Source organism: Pseudochrobactrum sp. Wa41.01b-1, assembly GCF_019464455.1.
Taxonomy (GTDB): Bacteria; Pseudomonadota; Alphaproteobacteria; order Rhizobiales; family Rhizobiaceae; genus Pseudochrobactrum; species Pseudochrobactrum saccharolyticum.
The window spans coordinates 1,597,501-1,615,798 of sequence record NZ_CP080493.1 but is presented as its reverse complement, the minus strand read 5'-3'; the positions used below and the strand labels follow the sequence as shown (position 1 = coordinate 1,615,798).

The window sequence follows — 18,298 nt, the reverse complement described above, 5'->3', positions numbered from 1 at the left end:
CTTTCTTGTTATTTTTTCGGTTCTTTTTCCGTAGCAAGCAGGGCTTCAGCCAGTGAAGCCTTGGCCGATCCCGGTTTCAACGGCTGCTGCTGCGAGGCATGGGGTGCCCAGCCGGACATCCAGATGAATGAGAATGTTGCGCGGATGCGTCCGTCAGGATCGCTGAAGCGCTCGGCATAAATCTCCGCGGCCCGCATGAACAGACGACGGCCAACCGGTTTGCGCGAACGGCCGGTGAGTATATTGGCCATGCCCATGGCGCGGATATCGGCCATCAACGCAAACATATTGTCATAGCGCACAGTGACATTCTCAATATCCGTTACCGGCAGCGCAAAACCGGCACGCTGCAACAGGGCACCGCCATCACGCACATCGGCAAAAGGCGCCACACGCGGGCTGACGCCGCCGGTCAGCTCAGACTCGGCCTGCAACAGCGATTCACGCAGCTCTCCGAGTGTGCCGGCACCCGCCATGCAACCGAGAAACAATCCGTCAGGCTTCAGCGCCTGTTTGATCTGCATCATCAGTCCCGGCGTGTCATTGGTAAATTGCAGGGATAAGAGCGAGATAATCAGATCAGCACTTTGTGGTTCCAGTGGCAGATATTCCGTGCTGTCTTTTGACTGATAGTCAATGCTTTCAATCACTTCTGCCTTGCCGGACTGTTGCAAAGATAAAGCAGCAGACGGTGTATAGGGATTGACGATTACAGCGCGGGAAAACTGACGCTCAACCGTTGAAAGACGGTCTTCCAGATCCTGCACCGTGCGCTCCAGCAGAAAATCCGCACCACTTACATTGCGCTGTAGCGCCCGTTTCAGGCGTTGTTGCAGCAATGTGCTGTCGAAGATGGTGTTTGGAGTGGTTTCTGTTGCTGGCATTTTTCGTATCCCGATATCAGGCACCGCTTACTGAGTAGAGATTTCTCTGGACTACACCGGTGCATCTGGCATGGTGATGTAAATGCGTTCAATCGGGGGCGAATGCAATGGGGGAATTGCCGCTTTCTCATGAAACTGTTGTGAGAGAGACAGGTTTTCAGCGCTTGCTGCAAGATATGCAGACCTGTTTGAAAACGCTGCCGGACAGGATTTTTCCGGCACTTTGCGAGGGCTGCGACAGTCCTGTTTCACAGGCAGGCACTTTATGCGGAGCTTGCTGGAGTGAGATGCGCTTTCTGGAAGCGCCGTTGTGTCCGGTGATGGGCACGCCCTTTACCCATGATTTTGGTGAGCATTTTCTCTCAGCCGAGGCAATTGCCGATCCGCCGCCTTTCCGGCGCTTACGTTCTGTCGCTTGTCACGATGGTTCAGCCCGTCATGCCGGTATTTCGCTGAAATATTATGACCGGCTTGATCTCGCCCCCTGGATGGCACGCTGGATGCAGCGGGCGGGGCATGAATTGCTCCGTGATTGTGATGTGATTATTCCGGTGCCGCTGCATCGCAAACGTCTGTGGAAACGCCGTTATAATCAGGCGGCAGAACTGGCGCGGGTTTTGGCGAAGCTCAGTGGCAAAAATTATGAGGCTGCAGCCTTGCAGCGTATCAAGGATACACGCCAGCAGGCAGAGCTCAGTCAATCTGAGAGATTGCGCAATGTGGCAGGTGCATTTCAGGTGCCGGAGGCAGGGCGAAACAGCGTGCAGGGGCGCACTGTGTTGCTGATTGATGATGTTTATACCACCGGTGCAACGGTGAAGGCCGCATGCCGTGCCTTGTTGAAAGCAGGTGCGGCAGAAGTGGATGTGCTGACTTTCGGCAGGGTTTTACCGGACATACAGAAATAATACCCGCGACAACAAACCGACAGCAAATGCTTGGATGATTGTGCAGGCATGGTTATATAGAGCTGAAACTCTGGAGACTCTTGAAATGAATGTTGAAATTTATACCCGTGACGGCTGTGGTTACTGCGCACGCGCAAAACAATTGCTGAATGAACGCGCACCTGGCTATACGGAATTTAATGCGAGTGTTGATCCGAAATATCGCGAAGAAATGATGACCCGCTCCGGTGGTACAACATTTCCGCAGATTTTTATCGGTGATGTGCATGTCGGCGGTTGTGACGATCTTCATGCGCTGGATCGTGCAGGCAAACTGGTTACTCTGCTGGAAACCGGTAAAGCAGACTAATCTATAAGGCATAAAGGGGAGAATAATGTCGATGGTTAAAGTTGCAGCAGTGCAGATGCGCTCAGATGGCGATATGTCCGCCAATATTGAAGCCCTCAGCCGTATGGTCGGAGAGGCTGCCGCCCAAGGTGCGCAATATGTGCAGACGCCTGAAAATACCGGCATTATTCAGAATGACCGTGCGCTTTATCGTGCCAGCCTTCATGCGGAGCAGGATGATCCTGTGGTGCGTGAGGCTTCGGTTCTGGCAAAGCGGCACGGCATTCATCTCCATATTGGTTCCACGCCGATTAAACTTGATAGCGGGCTGATCGCCAACCGCGCATTTGTTTTTGCGCCGGATGGTTCCAAAATCACCACTTATGACAAGATCCATATGTTTGATGTGGATCTGGATAATGGTGAGAGCTGGCGTGAATCTGATACGATTTCCGCAGGGGATTGCGCAGTGGTAGCCGAGCTGCCATTTATGAAACTCGGATTGGCAATCTGCTATGATATCCGCTTTCCGCAGCTGTTTCAGGCGCAGGCTAATGCCGGTGCCAATGTGATTTCCGCGCCTGCAGCTTTCACCCGTCAGACCGGTGAGGCGCATTGGCATATCTTGCAGCGGGCGCGTGCTATTGAAAATGGTGCCTTCCTGATTTCTGCAGCGCAGGGCGGCCTGCATAACGGAAATCGCCAGACCTATGGTCATACAATTATTGTTTCGCCATGGGGTAAGGTTCTGGCGGAAGCCGATCACGATAATCCGGCAGTGGTTTATGCGGATATTGATGTGGCGGACAGCGCTGCTGCCCGTAATAAAATCCCGAATTTGAAAAATGCGCGGGAATTCAAACTGGAAACCATTGTCGCGGAAGGTGAAACGATCAAGGCATGATGCGGTTTTCTCTGCACTGTGACCAGTCCCATGAATTTGAGGGCTGGTTTCGTAATAATGAGGATTTCGACAGCCAGACCGCACGCGGTCTGGTGCAATGCCCTGTTTGTCATTCGCCAAATGTGAATAAGGCGCTGATGGCGCCGTCCGTCACCACCGGTCGCACCAAAGAGAAAATTGCTGCGACAATGGGTGAAACCCAGCGCAAATTGCTGGATGAGATGCGTGAGATCAGCCGCAAGGTGAAAGAGAATGCCGATTATGTCGGCGACCGTTTTGCCGAGGAAGCGCGTAAAATTCACCATGGTGAAACGGAAGAACGCGGCATTTACGGTGAGGCAACGAAGGAAGAAATCACATCGCTCGTTGAGGATGGTGTGGAAATTCTGCCGCTGCCGGTACTTCCTGAGGATTATAATTGAACCGTGCCGGTTCAATGGCTGAGGACTAGAGCGGTTTACGTTCAAGTTGGATCACAGTGCTCGCTCTAGATTCTTTAGTGGTCGCATTGTCATGCCATTCAAGTTGTATCAACTTGAATGTGAAATGCTCTATAACTGATCCGGTTTATACGGATCAGTTTTTCCAAGCATAATTTAGCGGCGTTGTGCCAGAACCATATAATTCACGTCGAGATCGCGTGAGCGGCTCCATGTATCATTGAGCGGATTATAGCTCACGCCGGTTTTTTCCAGTATGGTCAGACCGGCAGCCTGCAATGGTTTTTCCAGCTCTTCAGGACGCACCAGTTTTTCATATTGATGGGTGCCTTTCGGCAGCCAGCGCAGCACATATTCCGCACCGATAATCGCCAGACCCCATGCTTTCAGTGTGCGGTTGATGGTGGCAACAAACATCAGCCCCTGCGGCTTGACCATTTTCGCTGTCGCCGACATGAACAGATCAACGTCGGAGACATGCTCAACCACTTCCATATTCAGCACGATATCGAATTGTTCACCGGCATCGGCCAGATCTTCTGCCGTGGTGGCACGATAATCGATCTCAATGCCCATTTCTGCGGCATGGATTTTTGCGACTTCAATATTGGTGGTTGAAGCATCCGCACCGATAACTGTCGCACCAAGGCGTGCCATCGGTTCGCAAAGCAGACCGCCGCCGCAACCAATATCCAGAATACGCAAACCTTCCAGCGGTCTTGCCGCCAGCGGATCACGGTTGAAATGCTTGCAGATCTGTTCTTTCAGATATTCCAGACGGGTCGGGTTGAACTTATGGAGCGGGCGGAATTTGCCCTGCGGGTTCCACCATTCACTGGCAATGCGCGAGAAATGCGCAACTTCAGCGGGATCAATCGTGGTACGGCCGGATACGGCTTCCTGTGGCTGTTGTGAGCCCGAATGTGCGCTTTTATCTGTCTGTCTGGACGTGTCGGACATAGCTTTCTCCATTTGCCATTCATGGACTTGTCTGTTCATTGATGAAAGTCAAGTATCTTTTCGCCTGTTGCGCTTGCGAAGTGGTCATAATTTCGGTATGTCAGCATCACTTACCTGTCAGGAGTACCTCTCAGTACGATGGCAGGTTCCGTTGGTTCTCATTTTCATTTAGGATATGTCGACATAATGGCGCGCATTGTGATGAAATTCGGCGGTACTTCTGTGGCCGATCTTGAACGGATCCGGAATGTGGCGCGTCACGTTAAACGTGAAGTCGATTCCGGCAATGAAGTAGCAGTTGTGGTTTCGGCTATGGCCGGTAAAACCAATGAGCTGGTTGCCTGGACGCGTGAAGCATCGCCGATGCATGATGCGCGTGAATATGATGCGATTGTTGCATCGGGCGAGCAGGTAACGGCCGGTCTTCTGGCGATTGTGCTGCAGTCTATGGGCGTGAATGCACGTTCATGGCAGGGTTGGCAGATCCCGATCAAAACCGACATGACCCATGGTGCGGCACGTATTACGGATATTGACGGTTCATTTCTGATTAAGCGCTTTGGCGAGGGTCAGGTTGCAGTGATTGCCGGTTTCCAGGGTATCAGCCCGGATAACCGTATTTCGACGCTCGGTCGCGGTGGTTCCGATACTTCGGCAGTTGCCGTTGCGGCAGCGGTTAAGGCTGATCGCTGTGATATTTATACGGATGTGGATGGTGTTTATACGACTGATCCGCGCGTAGAGCCTAAAGCCCGCCGTATGGCCAAGATTTCTTTTGAAGAGATGCTGGAAATGGCATCCCTTGGCGCTAAAGTGCTGCAGGTTCGCTCCGTAGAACTGGCCATGGTGCATAAAGTGCGTACATTTGTACGTTCAAGTTTTGAAGATCCGCATGCGCCGGGCATGGGTGATCCGCTCAACCCTCCCGGAACACTGATTTGCGATGAGGATGAAATCGTGGAACAACAGGTTGTAACTGGTATTGCTTTCGCCCGAGATGAAGCTCAGATCTCATTGCGCCGCGTGGCCGACCGCCCGGGTGTATCTGCGGCGATTTTTGTCCCGCTGGCTGAAGAACATATCAATGTTGATATGATTGTTCAGAATGTTTCCGAAGATGGTTCAAAAACCGACATGACCTTCACCGTTCCTTCCGGTGATATGGATAAGGCTGTGCATGCGCTGGATAAGGTAAAGGCCGAAATTGGCTGTGACTCCATCCAGTCGGAAACCGGTCTGGCAAAAATTTCGGTGATCGGCACCGGTATGCGTTCTCACGCAGGTGTTGCAGCGACTGCATTTAAGGCGCTGGCTGAAAAAGGCATCAATATTCGCGCCATCACCACATCCGAGATTAAAATCTCGATCCTGATTGACAGCGCATATACAGAACTGGCGGTACGAACCCTGCATTCTGTTTATGGGCTGGATAAGCACTAACAGCAGCGTGAATTATAAAGTTTCAGAAAGGCAGTGCTTCGCGGCACTGCCTTTTTTTCTGCCTGTATTCTATTCATTTCTGTTGAGCGGCAACATTATACCAGAGTGTTTCGCGTTTAATCGTATTCATGGCGCTCGCTCTATCTCTTTGTTTTTACGCATGTCACTATCGGAAAACCGGTACTCACTTTTCCGCGACATGCTATTATCTTTTCAGAGGTGAGCGGAAATACAGGGTTTAGCTATGCAGCCATTGCATAGCTGGAGAGTAAGAATAAGAGCAGAGCGATCCGGTTCTGGTCAGAAGCAGGCAGCGGGACGAATAAAATCATTTTTGTTGATGGAGAGGCTTTAATCGGTTTATGCCCCATTTTAGACACGTAAACTGCAATAAGAGCACAATGAATAATAAGATTTGATAATTGTACTCTGGACGATTGTGAGAAAAATGCTCACAAGCAAACCAAACTGAGCTATGCACACAGCGGTGTGATTCGTGATCGGACTGGTCTTGTAGTATCAGGATGAAACAATGCCTGACCGGCCGATCGGAAAAGCGGTAAAAGCCGACGAGTAACCACATACATTGTGTATTGTGGTTTGAGATTGGCATGAGGCATATGGAGGAGCATTGAGACCCTATGCGTGAGCTGACAGCCGGACCCCGGATTTTGCTCAAGCGTCTTCGCGCTTTAATGGCGGAAGCGCTCGAACCGCAGGAACGTCTTGACCGTATCGTGCGCGAAATCGCGCAAAATATGGTGGCGGAGGTCTGTTCATTCTATGTGCTCCGATCTGATGAAATTCTTGAGCTCTATGCAACCGAAGGTCTGAATCCGCAGGCTGTGCATCTGGCGCAGCTGCGTCTGGGGCAGGGGCTTGTCGGTACGATTGCTGCAACCGCGCGTCCGCTCAATCTGACTGATGCGCAGAGCCATCCGGCTTTCACTTATCTGCCTGAAACCGGCGAAGAAATTTATAACTCCTTTCTCGGTGTGCCGGTATTGCGTGCGGGCCGGACGATGGGTGTTCTGGTTGTGCAGAACCGCACCAAGCGGGCTTATCGCGAAGATGAGCTGGAAGCTTTGGAAACAACCGCCATGGTGCTGGCGGAAATGGTTGCGGCAGGCAATCTCACCCGTCTTGCGCGTCCCGGTGTGGAACTGACTAACGGGCGTTCTGTCAGCTTCAATGGCCATGCTTACAATGACGGTGTTGGTCTCGGACATGTGCTGCTGCATGAGCCGCGCATTGTTGTGACCAATCTCTTTAATGAAGATATTGAACATGAAATCACCCGCCTTGATGAGGCCATGGGATCTCTGCGTCTTTCGATTGACGATATGTTGTCGCGCCGCGATGTGGCAGTAGAGGGCGAGCATCGTGATGTGCTTGAAGCCTACCGGATGTTTGCCCATGACCGTGGCTGGATGCGCCGTCTTGAGGAAGCTATCCGCAACGGCCTGACCGCAGAAGCAGCAGTTGAAAAGGTGCAGAGCGATACGCGCGCACGGATGATGCATCTGAGCGATCCTTATATGCGTGAGCGTCTCAGTGATTTTGACGATCTTGCCAATCGTCTGATGCGGCAGCTGATGGGCTATGACCCGAAAACCGCTGCGGAAATGATGGCGAAGGATTCGATCATTGTTGCCCGTTCCATGGGCGCTGCCGAATTGCTGGATTATCCGCGCGAGCGTGTGCGCGGTCTGGTGCTGGAAGACGGTGCAACGACAAGCCATGTTGTGATTGTCGCGCGTGCTATGGGTATTCCGGTGGTCGGGCAGGCCAAAGGCGTGGTAGCACTGGCTGAAAATAATGATGCGATCATTATTGATGGCGAGGATGGCCGTGTTCATTTGCGGCCGCAGTCTGATGTTGAAGCAGCCTATGCGGAGAAAGTCCGTTTCCGCGCTAAAAGACAGGCGCTTTATCGTGAGTTGCGCGATAAGCCGACGATTACCAAAGATGGTCAGCCGGTTTCCTTGCTGATGAATGGCGGGCTGATTGTTGATCTGCCGCAGCTGAAAGAATCCGGTGCGGATGGTGTCGGCTTGTTCCGCACGGAACTGCAATTCATGGTGGCTTCTACTTTCCCGCGTTCAGGACAGCAGGAAAAGCTCTATCGCGCGGTGCTGGAAGCGGCGGGTGATAAGCCGGTAACCTTCCGCACACTGGACATTGGCGGAGATAAGGTTTTGCCTTATTTCCGCTCCAACGCCCATGAAGAAAATCCGGCGATGGGCTGGCGGGCGATCCGCCTTGCTCTGGACCGGCCAGGTCTGATGCGTACGCAGTTGCGAGCTCTGTTGAAAGCTGCGGGCGGTCGTGAATTACGCATTATGTTGCCGATGGTGACAGAAGTGGCAGAGGTGAAAGCGACCCGCGAGATTATCGAACGGGAAGTCAATTACCTGACCCGTTTTGATTATCAGCCGCCGAGCAGTCTGAAAGTCGGGGCGATGATCGAGGTGCCCTCACTGCTGTGGCAGCTGGATGAGCTGATGCGTGAAGTGGATTTCGCCTCGGTAGGATCGAATGATCTGTTCCAGTTCATTATGGCTGTTGACCGTGGCAATGCGCAGATTGCGGATCGTTTTGACCAGTTGTCTCCGGCCTTTTTGCGGGTGTTGCAGCAGATTGCCGAAGCGGGCAAGCGTCACAATAAACCGGTGACACTCTGCGGTGAAATGGCGGGTAAGCCATTAACGGCGATGATGCTGGTGGGGCTGGGTTTCCGTTCTATCTCCATGTCTGCAGCGGCAATCGGACCGGTGAAAAATATGCTGTTGTCGCTTGATGCGGCGCAGCTGAATACGGTTCTGAGTGATCTCGTGCAGAGACCTGATGCCAACGGATCAATCCGCGAACATCTGGTTCGTTTTGCAACCGAACAGGGCATTCCTCTGTAAAAGACCACTAAAAGCGCTGACATTTGTGCAGAAAATTTCGCAATCAGGCATTTCCGTTTGATTGCGAAATGCTTTATGGGTGCCCTCATCAAGCTGAAAACTGAATTTCAGACATAGAATTATATTATCAGGATTATCGCATGGTCGCGCTTCCGCAAGACAGAATGGATCAGTTGTTAAAGCATTTTGTCATGCTTGAAGCGCAGATGGCGAATAATCCTTCGCCGGAAACCTATGTCAAACTGGCGTCGGAATATTCCGAGCTGCAAGATGTGGCGCTGAAAATCCGTGAGTTGCAGGCTGCCCGTCAGGAGCTGAGCGATCTGGTTTCCATGCGCGATGATACGTCAGGCGATGCGGAAATGCGCGCTTTGGCTGAAATGGAAATTCCGGATACGGAAGAAAAAGTCGAGGCGCTGGAAGCCGAAGTCCAGATTTTGCTGCTGCCAAAAGATGCGGCGGATGAGAAAAACGCTATTCTGGAAATTCGCGCCGGTACCGGCGGTTCCGAGGCGGCCTTGTTTGGCGGCGATCTCTTCCGCATGTATGAGCGTTATGCAGCGGATAAAGGCTGGCGTGTTGAGGTTGTCTCTGCCAGTGAAGGCGACGCCGGTGGTTTTAAGGAAATTATCGCGACAATTTCCGGCAAAGGCGTGTTTTCTAAGATGAAATTTGAATCCGGTGTGCATCGCGTGCAGCGCGTGCCGGAAACAGAAGCCAGCGGACGTATTCATACCTCGGCGGCAACGGTGGCTGTACTGCCTGAAGCGGAAGATATTGATATTGAAATCCGCAATGAAGATATTCGTATTGATACGATGCGCGCGTCCGGTGCCGGTGGTCAGCACGTCAATACCACGGACTCGGCCGTACGTATCACCCATATTCCGACCGGGATTATGGTGGTGCAGGCAGAAAAATCGCAGCACCAGAACCGTGCGCGTGCGATGCAGATCTTGCGTGCCCGTCTTTATGACATGGAGCGCCAGCGTGCAGAGAGCGAACGCTCGGAAGCGCGGCGCAGTCAGGTTGGCTCCGGCGATCGTTCAGAGCGCATCCGCACTTATAATTTCCCGCAAGGCCGTGTGACGGATCACCGGATTAATCTCACACTCTATAAGCTTGACCGCGTGATGATGGGCGAGCTTGATGAGCTGGTGGATGCATTGATTTCGGATCACCAGACCGCATTGCTGGCGGAATTGGGTGATAATTGATCGCCGTTATGACTAAACCGGAAACTACAAATAACACGCTTGGTCAGCTCTTAGCCCATGTGCGGCTTGAGTTGCGACAGGCAGAAATTGACGGTGCGGAGCTGGATGCACGCCTGCTGGTGCAGCATTTTACCGGTGCAACACTGACAGATTTTGTGATCCGTTCGGATGCAGTAGTTGCGCCGGATGTGACGGGGCAAGTGCTGGGTGCAATGCAGCGCAGGCTGGCCGGTGAGCCGGTACACCGAATCATCGGTGAGCGCGAATTTTATGGTCTGAACTTTAAATTAAATACCGATACGCTTGAGCCGCGCCCTGATACAGAGGCGCTGATCGGGCTGGTATTGCCGTTTCTCGAACAGAGAGGCTCGGAAAAGGGCTCCGTTGATCTTCTGGATATGGGCACCGGTACGGGGGCAATTGCGATTACCCTGTTGCATGAAATAAAGACCGCGCGCGGTGTTGCTGTTGATATTGCTGAAGGCGCCCTGCAGGCAGCACGGATCAATGCAAAATTGGCGGGTGTTTCGTCGCGTCTGGCTGTTCTGAAAAGTGACTGGTTTGGTGCCGTTCGCGGAAAATATGATCTGATTGTCTCGAATCCGCCCTATATTCCGGCAAAAACAGTGCTTGAACTGGACAGGGAAGTTAAAGATTACGATCCGCGCCGTGCTCTGGACGGCGGAGAGGACGGATTAAATTTTTATCGTGCTCTTGCAAAGCACAGTGGCGCCTACCTACATGATAATGGTATAGTTGCTGTGGAAATCGGGGCAGGACAGGCGGATGATACGGAGGCAATTTTTGCACAATATTCATTCCGTCTGACAAGCGTAGCCGAAGATTTGGCCGGTCATAAACGGGCATTGTCATTTCAGCGTTGACTTTAATGTTTAATATGCCCAAAAAAGACTTGGAATTTACGGCAAACACGTCTAATTTCCTGTCACCGCTACTGCATCGCATGTCCTGTAGGATGGATGAAAGATGCGGTAACAATTCGGACTAATGCGTAATCTCATTTTTAAACCGGCAGCGATTTAAAGAATTATGCATTGGTATGTCGGACAGGGTTGTCAGCCTGAAATTATATGTTTGAATTTGTATCTTTATAAAACCGTGTCATGTGACGCGAAATTATGAGTGATTCAGACATTTTGATCAGCAGCTGTCCGGTGGTTTTTCAACCGACCTCCTTTGCGGAGTTGCTGACACGGCAGCACAAAACTTAAATTAAAATTATACGCTGAAAGTGCGGGGCGCGCTTTCTGTTATTGTAGTTATGAAGTCGCTCAGCCCTTTCAGCTGAAATGATTTCTTCGCCCCTAATCTGAAAAGAGATGAGTATGAGGCCAGGACAGCAGAACAGGCGCATGCGTGGACGGGGGAATAATAACCGTAAGGGCCCTAATCCTCTTTCCCGTAATTACGAAAGTAACGGACCTGATGTAAAAATCAGGGGTAATGCGCAGCATATTGCCGAAAAATATATGACTTTGGCCCGTGATGCGCAGGCGACCGGCGACCGGGTGATTGCAGAAAATTATTTGCAGCACGCTGAACATTACAATCGCATTATTCTGGCGGCACAGGCACAAAATCCTGCGCCGGTGCAGCGCGATGAAGCTTTTGATGATGACTTTGATGATGAAGAAGGTATGGAGCAGGGTCATTCCGGCCAGTCCGTATCGCATCAGGAAGTCTATGATGGCAGCGGCCCGCAGCCTGTGATCGAAGGCACGCCTGCTGAAGTGATGTATGGCGAAGAAAATTCCCGTTCTTCCAACCGTAATAACCGTCAGCAAAATAATCGTCAGGATCGCGGCGACCGTAATGATCGCAATGATCGTAACGACCGTAACAATGACCGTCAGGGTCGCATGCAGCGTCCGCGTCGTCATCAGCGTCCGGAATATGGTGCAGATCAGGGACAGGAAGCGCCGGTTGCAGCCGCACAGGTACCTTTTGACCAGTCTGCTGAACAGCCGGTTGTCACGTCAAATTTTGCTGAACCGGTTGTGACTGAAGTTGCGGAAGCGCCTGTTACCCGTCGTCGTCCGCGTGCCGCTGCGCCTGTTATGCAGGACGGTGATGATGCACCGGCAGTGGAAGCGAAGCAGGATGTTGTTGCTGAAGCAACCGGTGCGGATGAAGCACCGGCACCGCGCACCCGCCGTGTTCTGCGCCCGCGCCGCACGACAAGCCGTGCAGCGAAGGCTGATGGTGAAAATCAGGATCAGGATACCGCTTTTGCTGAAACAGAATAATCTGTTTGCATAAGAGAGAATAAAAACCGGCAGGGAAATCTGCCGGTTTTTTTATGTGCGGGCGGGCATGGCTGCGGCTTTGCATAACTGCGGGCGGGGCTTAACCCCTGTTGTGATAATAATTTTTCACCTTCATGCTTTCAGCCCTTGCAGGGAGAGGACTATCGCCCCATATCCCTTGTGACAGGATGCCGGAGCAATTTATTCCATGCATTTCCAGTGAAACTGGTTCTGATTTTTGCCAGAATATTTTGTCCCGTTTATCTAAATCTTCTGAATAATGGTTCCTGCCTTTAAGGGGGAGCCGTCACCCATGATCTGCCGGTGCCTTGAAGGGCTGGCGGGCGAAAAGGAGACATTATGAATATTGAAAAATACAGCGAGCGCGTACAGGGTTTTCTCCAGTCAGCGCAAAGCTTTGCATTGAATTCTGATAACCAGCAATTTGCGCCTGAACATCTGCTGAAAGTTTTGGTGGATGATGAAGAAGGTCTGGCTTCCGGCCTGATCGAGAGGGCAGGCGGTCGCCTTGCTGATCTTAAGCTCGGATTACAGAGTGCCTTGGCTGCACTGCCGAAAGTAACCGGCGGTAGCGGACAGCTATATCTGTCGCCTGCACTTGCAAAAATCCTGACCACTGCGGAAGAACTGGCCACCAAAGCCGGTGACAGCTATGTCACGGTTGAGCGTTTGCTCACCGCTTTCACACTGGAAAAAAGCGCAAAAACCTATGAAATTCTGACACATGCCGGTGTCACAGCCAAAGCTTTGAATGAGGTGATTAATCAGATGCGTAAAGGCCGGACTGCCGATAGTGCTTCTGCTGAAGCCAATTTCGAAGCGCTGAAAAAATATGCCCGTGACCTGACCGAGGATGCGCGTTCCGGTAAGCTTGATCCGGTTATTGGCCGTGATGAAGAAATCCGCCGTACCATTCAGGTTCTGTCGCGTCGTACCAAGAATAATCCGGTGCTGATCGGTGAACCGGGCGTGGGTAAAACCGCGATCGCCGAAGGCTTAGCACTGCGTATCGTCAATGGAGACGTACCTGAATCGCTGAAAGACAAGCGGTTGATGGCGCTGGATATGGGCGCACTGATTGCCGGTGCGAAATATCGCGGTGAATTTGAAGAACGCCTGAAAGCTGTGTTGACGGAAGTTGAAGCGGCGGCAGGCGAAATCATCCTGTTCATCGACGAAATGCACACTCTGGTCGGTGCCGGTAAATCGGACGGCGCGATGGATGCGTCCAATCTGCTGAAGCCTGCGCTTGCCCGTGGTGAGCTGCACTGTGTTGGCGCGACGACATTGGAAGAATACCGCAAATATGTTGAAAAAGATGCGGCTCTTGCCCGTCGTTTTCAGCCGGTATTTGTCAATGAGCCAACCATTGAAGATACGATCTCGATCCTGCGCGGTCTGAAGGAAAAATACGAGCAGCATCATAAAGTACGTATCTCGGATTCTGCTCTGGTATCAGCCGCAAGCTTATCGAACCGCTACATCACGGATCGTTTTCTGCCGGATAAGGCAATTGACCTTGTGGATGAAGCGGCTGCGCGTTTGCGTATGCAGGTGGATTCCAAGCCGGAAGAGCTGGACGAGATGGATCGCCGTGTCATGCAGCTGAAGATTGAGCGAGAAGCGCTCAAGCTGGAAACCGATACGGCTTCGAAAGACCGGTTGCAGCGTCTTGAAAAAGAGCTGACCGATCTGGAAGAGGAATCCGCTGAGCTGACTGCCAAATGGCAGGCAGAAAAGCAGAAACTCGGCCATGCGGCAGACCTGAAGAAGCAGCTTGAAGATGCGCGTAATGCTCTGGCTACTGCCCAGCGTAATGGTGAATTCCAGAAAGCCGGTGAACTGGCTTATGGTACGATTCCGCAGCTGGAAAAACAGCTGAGCGATGCGGAAGCACAGGAAAATACCGGCACAATGCTGGAAGAAACTGTGTCGCCGGATCATATCGCGCAGATCATTTCCCGCTGGACAGGTATTCCGGTTGACCGGATGCTGGAAGGCGAACGGGAAAAACTGCTGCGTATGGAAGATGAGATCGGCAAGCGGGTGATTGGTCAGGGTGAAGCGGTGCAGGCGGTCTCGCGTGCGGTGCGCCGTGCCCGTGCCGGTCTGCAGGATCCGAACCGCCCGATCGGCTCGTTCATCTTCTTAGGACCAACCGGTGTGGGTAAAACAGAACTGACCAAAGCTTTGGCCGCATTCCTGTTTTCCGATGAAACGGCCATGGTGCGGATTGATATGTCCGAATTCATGGAAAAACACTCGGTTGCCCGTCTGATTGGTGCCCCTCCGGGCTATGTCGGTTATGAAGAAGGCGGTGTGCTGACAGAAGCTGTGCGTCGTCGTCCGTATCAGGTGATCCTGTTCGACGAGATTGAAAAAGCGCATCCGGATGTCTTCAACGTGTTGTTGCAGGTGCTGGATGATGGTCGTCTGACCGATGGTCAGGGGCGTACGGTGGATTTCCGCAATACGCTGATTATCATGACCTCCAATCTTGGTGCGGAATATCTTGTTGCGCTGAATGAAGATCAGGATGTGGATAGCGTACGTGAAGAAGTTATGGGCGTTGTCCGTGCATCTTTCCGTCCGGAATTCCTCAACCGCGTGGATGAGATTATTCTGTTCCATCGCCTGCGCCGCTCCGAAATGGGTGCGATTGTCGATATTCAGCTGGCAAGGTTGCAGAACCTGCTGAGTGACCGCAAGATCACGCTGGATGTTGAGGATGATGCCCGTAACTGGCTGGCAGATAAGGGCTATGATCCTGCTTATGGTGCCCGCCCGCTGAAACGGGTGATCCAGAAACAGGTACAGGACCCGCTTGCAGAGAAAATTCTCGGCGGCGATATCCTCGATGGTTCGGTTGTGGATATTTCGGCCGGATCAGACCGGCTGGTTTTCCAGCCTAAGCCGAAACACTGAGCTTCAGGGGTACAATACACCCTGATTGAGTGAAGAGATGGTAAGCGGCATCACTGAATGTGGTGCCGCTTTTTCATGGGCGCTTTGGCTTTATTTAATTGTCGCATGCTCGCGGACGCTCAATGAGTCCATTTAGCTGCGACATGCTTTATAAAAAATATCTGTTGCGGATTGTCTTCTTCATATGCAGTTAAGTTATTAACCATAAAAATGGCCTGATCTGCGACTAAAGCATTTCAGGTCAGGCGACTGGCTGAAGAGACAAGATTTGCGCTTTAAAGGGTGTGGTATGCATAAAATGCGGGGAATTCTACGGAAGACTTATCTCGGACTGTCGGTGACAGCGCTGACGGGTCTGACAGCGGCGACCGCTTATGCGTCCCCTTTTGATATTGGTGGTTCTGCTTCCGGTGAGGAGCGTCCTGTGTTGATGGCACAGCTTTATGATCCGGGTGAAGTTATTTATCAGGATAATAAAGTGCGGGTCTATATTGATGCTTCAGGGCGTCAGGTGACCATGGATAATAGCGGCAAGATTTTGCGTATTCAGGAACAGCCGGGCGGCTATCCGCAACAGCCTCCGCAGCAGCCGAATTCTAATGATAACTGGACATTGAACGGACCGGTTGGTGGCGGCGTGCCTTATGACGGCTTTGCCAATGTGCCGGATGATGCTGGCACGGATTATTTTCCGGCAGCACCGCGTGGCAATACGGGTGTGAATAATGCTGCGGTTGACCGTTCTGCTTTGCCGGATGTCGGTGCTGCACCATCACCGGATGATAATGATTTCAAACCTGCGATTGAAGATCCTTACGGGCAATATCCGAACACGTCTTCCGGCATGTCCGGTTCACAGACACCATCGGTTGTAATGCCGAAAGGTCAGGGCGCGAAAGCTAAATTTGCAGCCTATCAGATTATGCTGGATCGTGCCGGTACATCACCGGGCGTGATCGACGGCAAAGCAGGCAGCAATGTTGACAAGGCGGCCGCGTCTTATCTGGAAGTAACGGGTCTGAGCATCAATCCGGCAGATGAAGCGCAGGTTAATGCCCAGCTCGAAGCCACAGGCGGCCCTGCTTTCACAGAATATACGATTACCAATGAAGATATCGGGCGTTTTTATCTGGCTTCTGTCCCCAATGATTACAGCGAGAAGGCAAAGCTGCCGGAAATGGCCTATGTCTCGCCGCGTGAAATGCTGGCTGAAAAATTCCACATTGATGAAAACTATCTTCAGGAAATCAATCCGGGGATCAGTTTCCGCCAGCCCGGCGAAGTGATCCGTGTACCTAATCTGGGCAAGCAGAAGCGTGCGCCTATTGCCAAAATTATTGCGGATAAGGCGCGTAAACAAGTGCGCGGCTATGATGCAAACGGCAAACTGGTTGTGGCTTACCCGTCGACAATCGGCTCGGCAGATAATCCTTCGCCGTCCGGCATTGTGACGGTTGAGCGTATCGCGACCAATCCGAATTACACCTATAATCCGAAGATTAATTTCAAACAGGGTAATAATGACAAGGTGCTGATTGTGCCGCCGGGGCCTAACGGGCCGGTGGGCACTGTGTGGATTGCACTGTCAAAGCCGACTTATGGTATTCACGGCACCCCTGATCCGTCCCGTATTGGTAAAACAGCCAGTCACGGTTGTATCCGCCTTGCCAATTGGGATGCGGAAGAACTGGTCAAGCTTGTAAAACCCGGAGTGACCGTGGAGTTTACGGAATAAGAAATAAAAAAGCGGCCTGAACGGCCGCTTTTTTATTCTATAAAATTATCAGCTTTTTGCCTGAGATGTATTGGCAACCTTGGCAGGGGCATCTCCCTTGCCATCCAGCAGCTGATCAATACGGTTACGTTCACGCGTAAAGACCTCCAGCTGCTTTCTACCCAGAGACTGACTTTGCGGCATACGGATACGCATCGGATCTACTTTTGCGCCATTCACAATAACTTCGTAGTGCAAATGCGGGCCGGTCGATAGACCGGTTGAACCGACATAACCGATCAGCTGTCCCTGACGAACACGTGCGCCGGGCGTAATGCCGGAAGCAATCGCGTTCTGGTGGTTATAACTGGTCTGATAGCCATTGCCGTGACGGATAATGGTCTGATTACCGTAACCATTGGCCCAGCCGGCTTTTTCAACAACACCATTACCGGCAGCGAGAATCGGGGAGCCGCGCGGTGCGCGCCAGTCGACACCCGTATGCATACGGACATAGCCGAGAATAGGATGACGTCGTCCGCCGAATGGCGAACCGAAGACACCGTTCGGAACCGGTTTACGAATCAGGAATTGTTGGGCACTGCGGCCGTTCTCATCATAAAATTCCACGCCGCCTTCCGGCGACTGGTAGCGGTAGAATTTTTTGGTCGTGCCGCCCATATTGGCGCTGACATAGAGCAGCTGAGATTCTTCATTCGCACTTTCGGAATCTTCCGGCAGGGAGAAGAATGCTTCAATCGCATCGGAGCGGGTGATCTTGGATTGCAGATCGACATCATTCGCCAGCATTTTTATCAGCTGCCGCGCCATATCATTGGTCATGCCATAGGCAAGAGCTGCTTTATAAACGGCATCATAAACAGATGGCAGCTCACCGCGGATTGTCGGCGGCGGTGCATTATCATCAAATGCAGTTTGCAGAAGCGGGGTCATTTCCGGTTCATCAGACGGAACATATTGGTTTTGGTCATCAAGAGCGACCGTAACAATATGGGTTGTTCCGTTATAGAGTGTCACACGGACAATATGATCTTCTTCTTCAGAAGAGGTCACGCCCACACGCAATACGCTGCCAGCCTTCAGGCGCGGCGAATTCATCAACTTGCTCAGGGCTTCAGCAATATTATCCGCATCTTCCCCCTCATAGCCGCTCTTATTCAGAGCATCGATGATTTTTGAATCCGAACGGAAAGGAATAATATCTTCGGAGAAGCCGGTATTGGTTTCTCCATCAAGAAGGCGGTTGCTGACGCTGACATTCTCCTGCGTGATACGCACGCCAAGCGGTTGTGTTAGCGTATAAGGGGAATCGCCGCTATTACCAAAGCGCAGCGGATCGACATAATGAAGAGATGCG

14 protein-coding genes (1 of these 14 cut by a window edge) are annotated in these 18,298 nt (G+C 51.9%); 11 read left to right on the top strand and 3 right to left on the bottom strand.

The genetic code is table 11. The features are described 5' to 3' along the window. Positions 1-8 precede the first annotated feature (8 nt). Complete coding sequence (locus tag K1X45_RS07535) at positions 9-884, bottom strand: methyltransferase domain-containing protein (protein ID WP_220160277.1); 876 nt, start codon at positions 882-884, stop codon at positions 9-11. 176 nt (positions 885-1,060) lie between these two features. Between K1X45_RS07535 and K1X45_RS07530 the strand changes: the two genes are divergently transcribed. The 4 genes from K1X45_RS07530 to K1X45_RS07515 all read left to right on the top strand — a co-directional run bounded on the left by K1X45_RS07530 (position 1,061) and on the right by K1X45_RS07515 (position 3,446). Beyond that, complete coding sequence (locus tag K1X45_RS07530) at positions 1,061-1,792, top strand: ComF family protein (protein ID WP_255560938.1); 732 nt, start codon at positions 1,061-1,063, stop codon at positions 1,790-1,792. Positions 1,793-1,877: 85 nt separating this feature from the next. Continuing rightward, positions 1,878-2,141, top strand: a complete 264-nt coding sequence (grxC, locus tag K1X45_RS07525) for a glutaredoxin 3 (RefSeq protein WP_033316077.1) — start codon at positions 1,878-1,880, stop codon at positions 2,139-2,141. Between the two features lie 25 nt (positions 2,142-2,166). Beyond that, positions 2,167-3,024: a carbon-nitrogen hydrolase family protein gene (locus K1X45_RS07520; protein ID WP_220160275.1), complete on the top strand. Its 858-nt coding sequence runs from the start codon at positions 2,167-2,169 to the stop codon at positions 3,022-3,024. Continuing rightward, complete coding sequence (locus K1X45_RS07515) at positions 3,021-3,446, top strand: DUF1178 family protein (protein WP_220160274.1); 426 nt, start codon at positions 3,021-3,023, stop codon at positions 3,444-3,446. Before K1X45_RS07520 ends, K1X45_RS07515 begins: the two co-directional genes overlap by 4 nt. 174 nt (positions 3,447-3,620) lie before the next feature. Here the strand turns inward: K1X45_RS07515 and ubiG are convergent, their stop codons facing one another. Further along, positions 3,621-4,424, bottom strand: a complete 804-nt coding sequence (gene ubiG / locus K1X45_RS07510; protein WP_220160273.1) for a bifunctional 2-polyprenyl-6-hydroxyphenol methylase/3-demethylubiquinol 3-O-methyltransferase UbiG — start codon at positions 4,422-4,424, stop codon at positions 3,621-3,623. 186 nt (positions 4,425-4,610) lie between these two features. On the opposite strand from ubiG, the gene K1X45_RS07505 reads away from it, so the two are divergent. The 7 genes from K1X45_RS07505 to K1X45_RS07475 all read left to right on the top strand — a co-directional run bounded on the left by K1X45_RS07505 (position 4,611) and on the right by K1X45_RS07475 (position 16,941). Next, positions 4,611-5,864, top strand: coding sequence for an aspartate kinase (locus K1X45_RS07505; protein ID WP_022711258.1), 1,254 nt, complete (start codon positions 4,611-4,613; stop codon positions 5,862-5,864). A 641-nt stretch (positions 5,865-6,505) separates the two neighbouring features. Continuing rightward, positions 6,506-8,776 (top strand): phosphoenolpyruvate--protein phosphotransferase, encoded by a 2,271-nt coding sequence (gene ptsP, locus K1X45_RS07500; protein WP_075657341.1) that lies wholly within the window; start codon positions 6,506-6,508, stop codon positions 8,774-8,776. A gap of 140 nt (positions 8,777-8,916) precedes the next feature. After that, positions 8,917-9,993 (top strand): peptide chain release factor 1, encoded by a 1,077-nt coding sequence (prfA, locus tag K1X45_RS07495; RefSeq protein ID WP_028233711.1) that lies wholly within the window; start codon positions 8,917-8,919, stop codon positions 9,991-9,993. Between the two features lie 8 nt (positions 9,994-10,001). Next, the gene (gene prmC / locus K1X45_RS07490) at positions 10,002-10,877 is read left to right on the top strand and encodes a peptide chain release factor N(5)-glutamine methyltransferase (protein WP_220160272.1); all 876 of its coding nucleotides are present in this window, start codon (positions 10,002-10,004) and stop codon (positions 10,875-10,877) included. A 456-nt stretch (positions 10,878-11,333) separates the two neighbouring features. Next, the gene (locus K1X45_RS07485; RefSeq protein ID WP_370627091.1) at positions 11,334-12,260 is read left to right on the top strand and encodes a DUF4167 domain-containing protein; all 927 of its coding nucleotides are present in this window, start codon (positions 11,334-11,336) and stop codon (positions 12,258-12,260) included. A 360-nt stretch (positions 12,261-12,620) separates the two neighbouring features. Then, complete coding sequence (gene clpB, locus K1X45_RS07480; protein WP_220160271.1) at positions 12,621-15,206, top strand: ATP-dependent chaperone ClpB; 2,586 nt, start codon at positions 12,621-12,623, stop codon at positions 15,204-15,206. Positions 15,207-15,504: 298 nt separating this feature from the next. Next, on the top strand, positions 15,505-16,941 hold the full coding sequence (locus K1X45_RS07475) for a L,D-transpeptidase (RefSeq protein WP_220160270.1): 1,437 nt from the start codon (positions 15,505-15,507) through the stop codon (positions 16,939-16,941). 48 nt (positions 16,942-16,989) lie between these two features. Here the strand turns inward: K1X45_RS07475 and K1X45_RS07470 are convergent, their stop codons facing one another. Further along, positions 16,990-18,298: the 3' portion of a M23 family metallopeptidase gene (locus K1X45_RS07470; RefSeq protein ID WP_220160269.1), read on the bottom strand. 659 nt of this gene lie beyond the right edge of the window; 1,309 of the gene's 1,968 nt are visible here — the last part of the coding sequence; its start codon lies beyond the right edge, outside the window; the stop codon is at positions 16,990-16,992.

Coding starts and splice junctions, on each gene's coding strand:
- K1X45_RS07535 (WP_220160277.1), bottom strand. CDS start 884: ATGCCAGCAACAGAAACCACTCCAAACACCATCTTCGACAGCACATTG.
- K1X45_RS07530 (WP_255560938.1), top strand. CDS start 1,061: ATGCAGACCTGTTTGAAAACGCTGCCGGACAGGATTTTTCCGGCACTT.
- grxC (WP_033316077.1), top strand. CDS start 1,878: ATGAATGTTGAAATTTATACCCGTGACGGCTGTGGTTACTGCGCACGC.
- K1X45_RS07520 (WP_220160275.1), top strand. CDS start 2,167: ATGTCGATGGTTAAAGTTGCAGCAGTGCAGATGCGCTCAGATGGCGAT.
- K1X45_RS07515 (WP_220160274.1), top strand. CDS start 3,021: ATGATGCGGTTTTCTCTGCACTGTGACCAGTCCCATGAATTTGAGGGC.
- ubiG (WP_220160273.1), bottom strand. CDS start 4,424: ATGTCCGACACGTCCAGACAGACAGATAAAAGCGCACATTCGGGCTCA.
- K1X45_RS07505 (WP_022711258.1), top strand. CDS start 4,611: ATGGCGCGCATTGTGATGAAATTCGGCGGTACTTCTGTGGCCGATCTT.
- ptsP (WP_075657341.1), top strand. CDS start 6,506: ATGCGTGAGCTGACAGCCGGACCCCGGATTTTGCTCAAGCGTCTTCGC.
- prfA (WP_028233711.1), top strand. CDS start 8,917: ATGGTCGCGCTTCCGCAAGACAGAATGGATCAGTTGTTAAAGCATTTT.
- prmC (WP_220160272.1), top strand. CDS start 10,002: ATGACTAAACCGGAAACTACAAATAACACGCTTGGTCAGCTCTTAGCC.
- K1X45_RS07485 (WP_370627091.1), top strand. CDS start 11,334: ATGAGTATGAGGCCAGGACAGCAGAACAGGCGCATGCGTGGACGGGGG.
- clpB (WP_220160271.1), top strand. CDS start 12,621: ATGAATATTGAAAAATACAGCGAGCGCGTACAGGGTTTTCTCCAGTCA.
- K1X45_RS07475 (WP_220160270.1), top strand. CDS start 15,505: ATGCGGGGAATTCTACGGAAGACTTATCTCGGACTGTCGGTGACAGCG.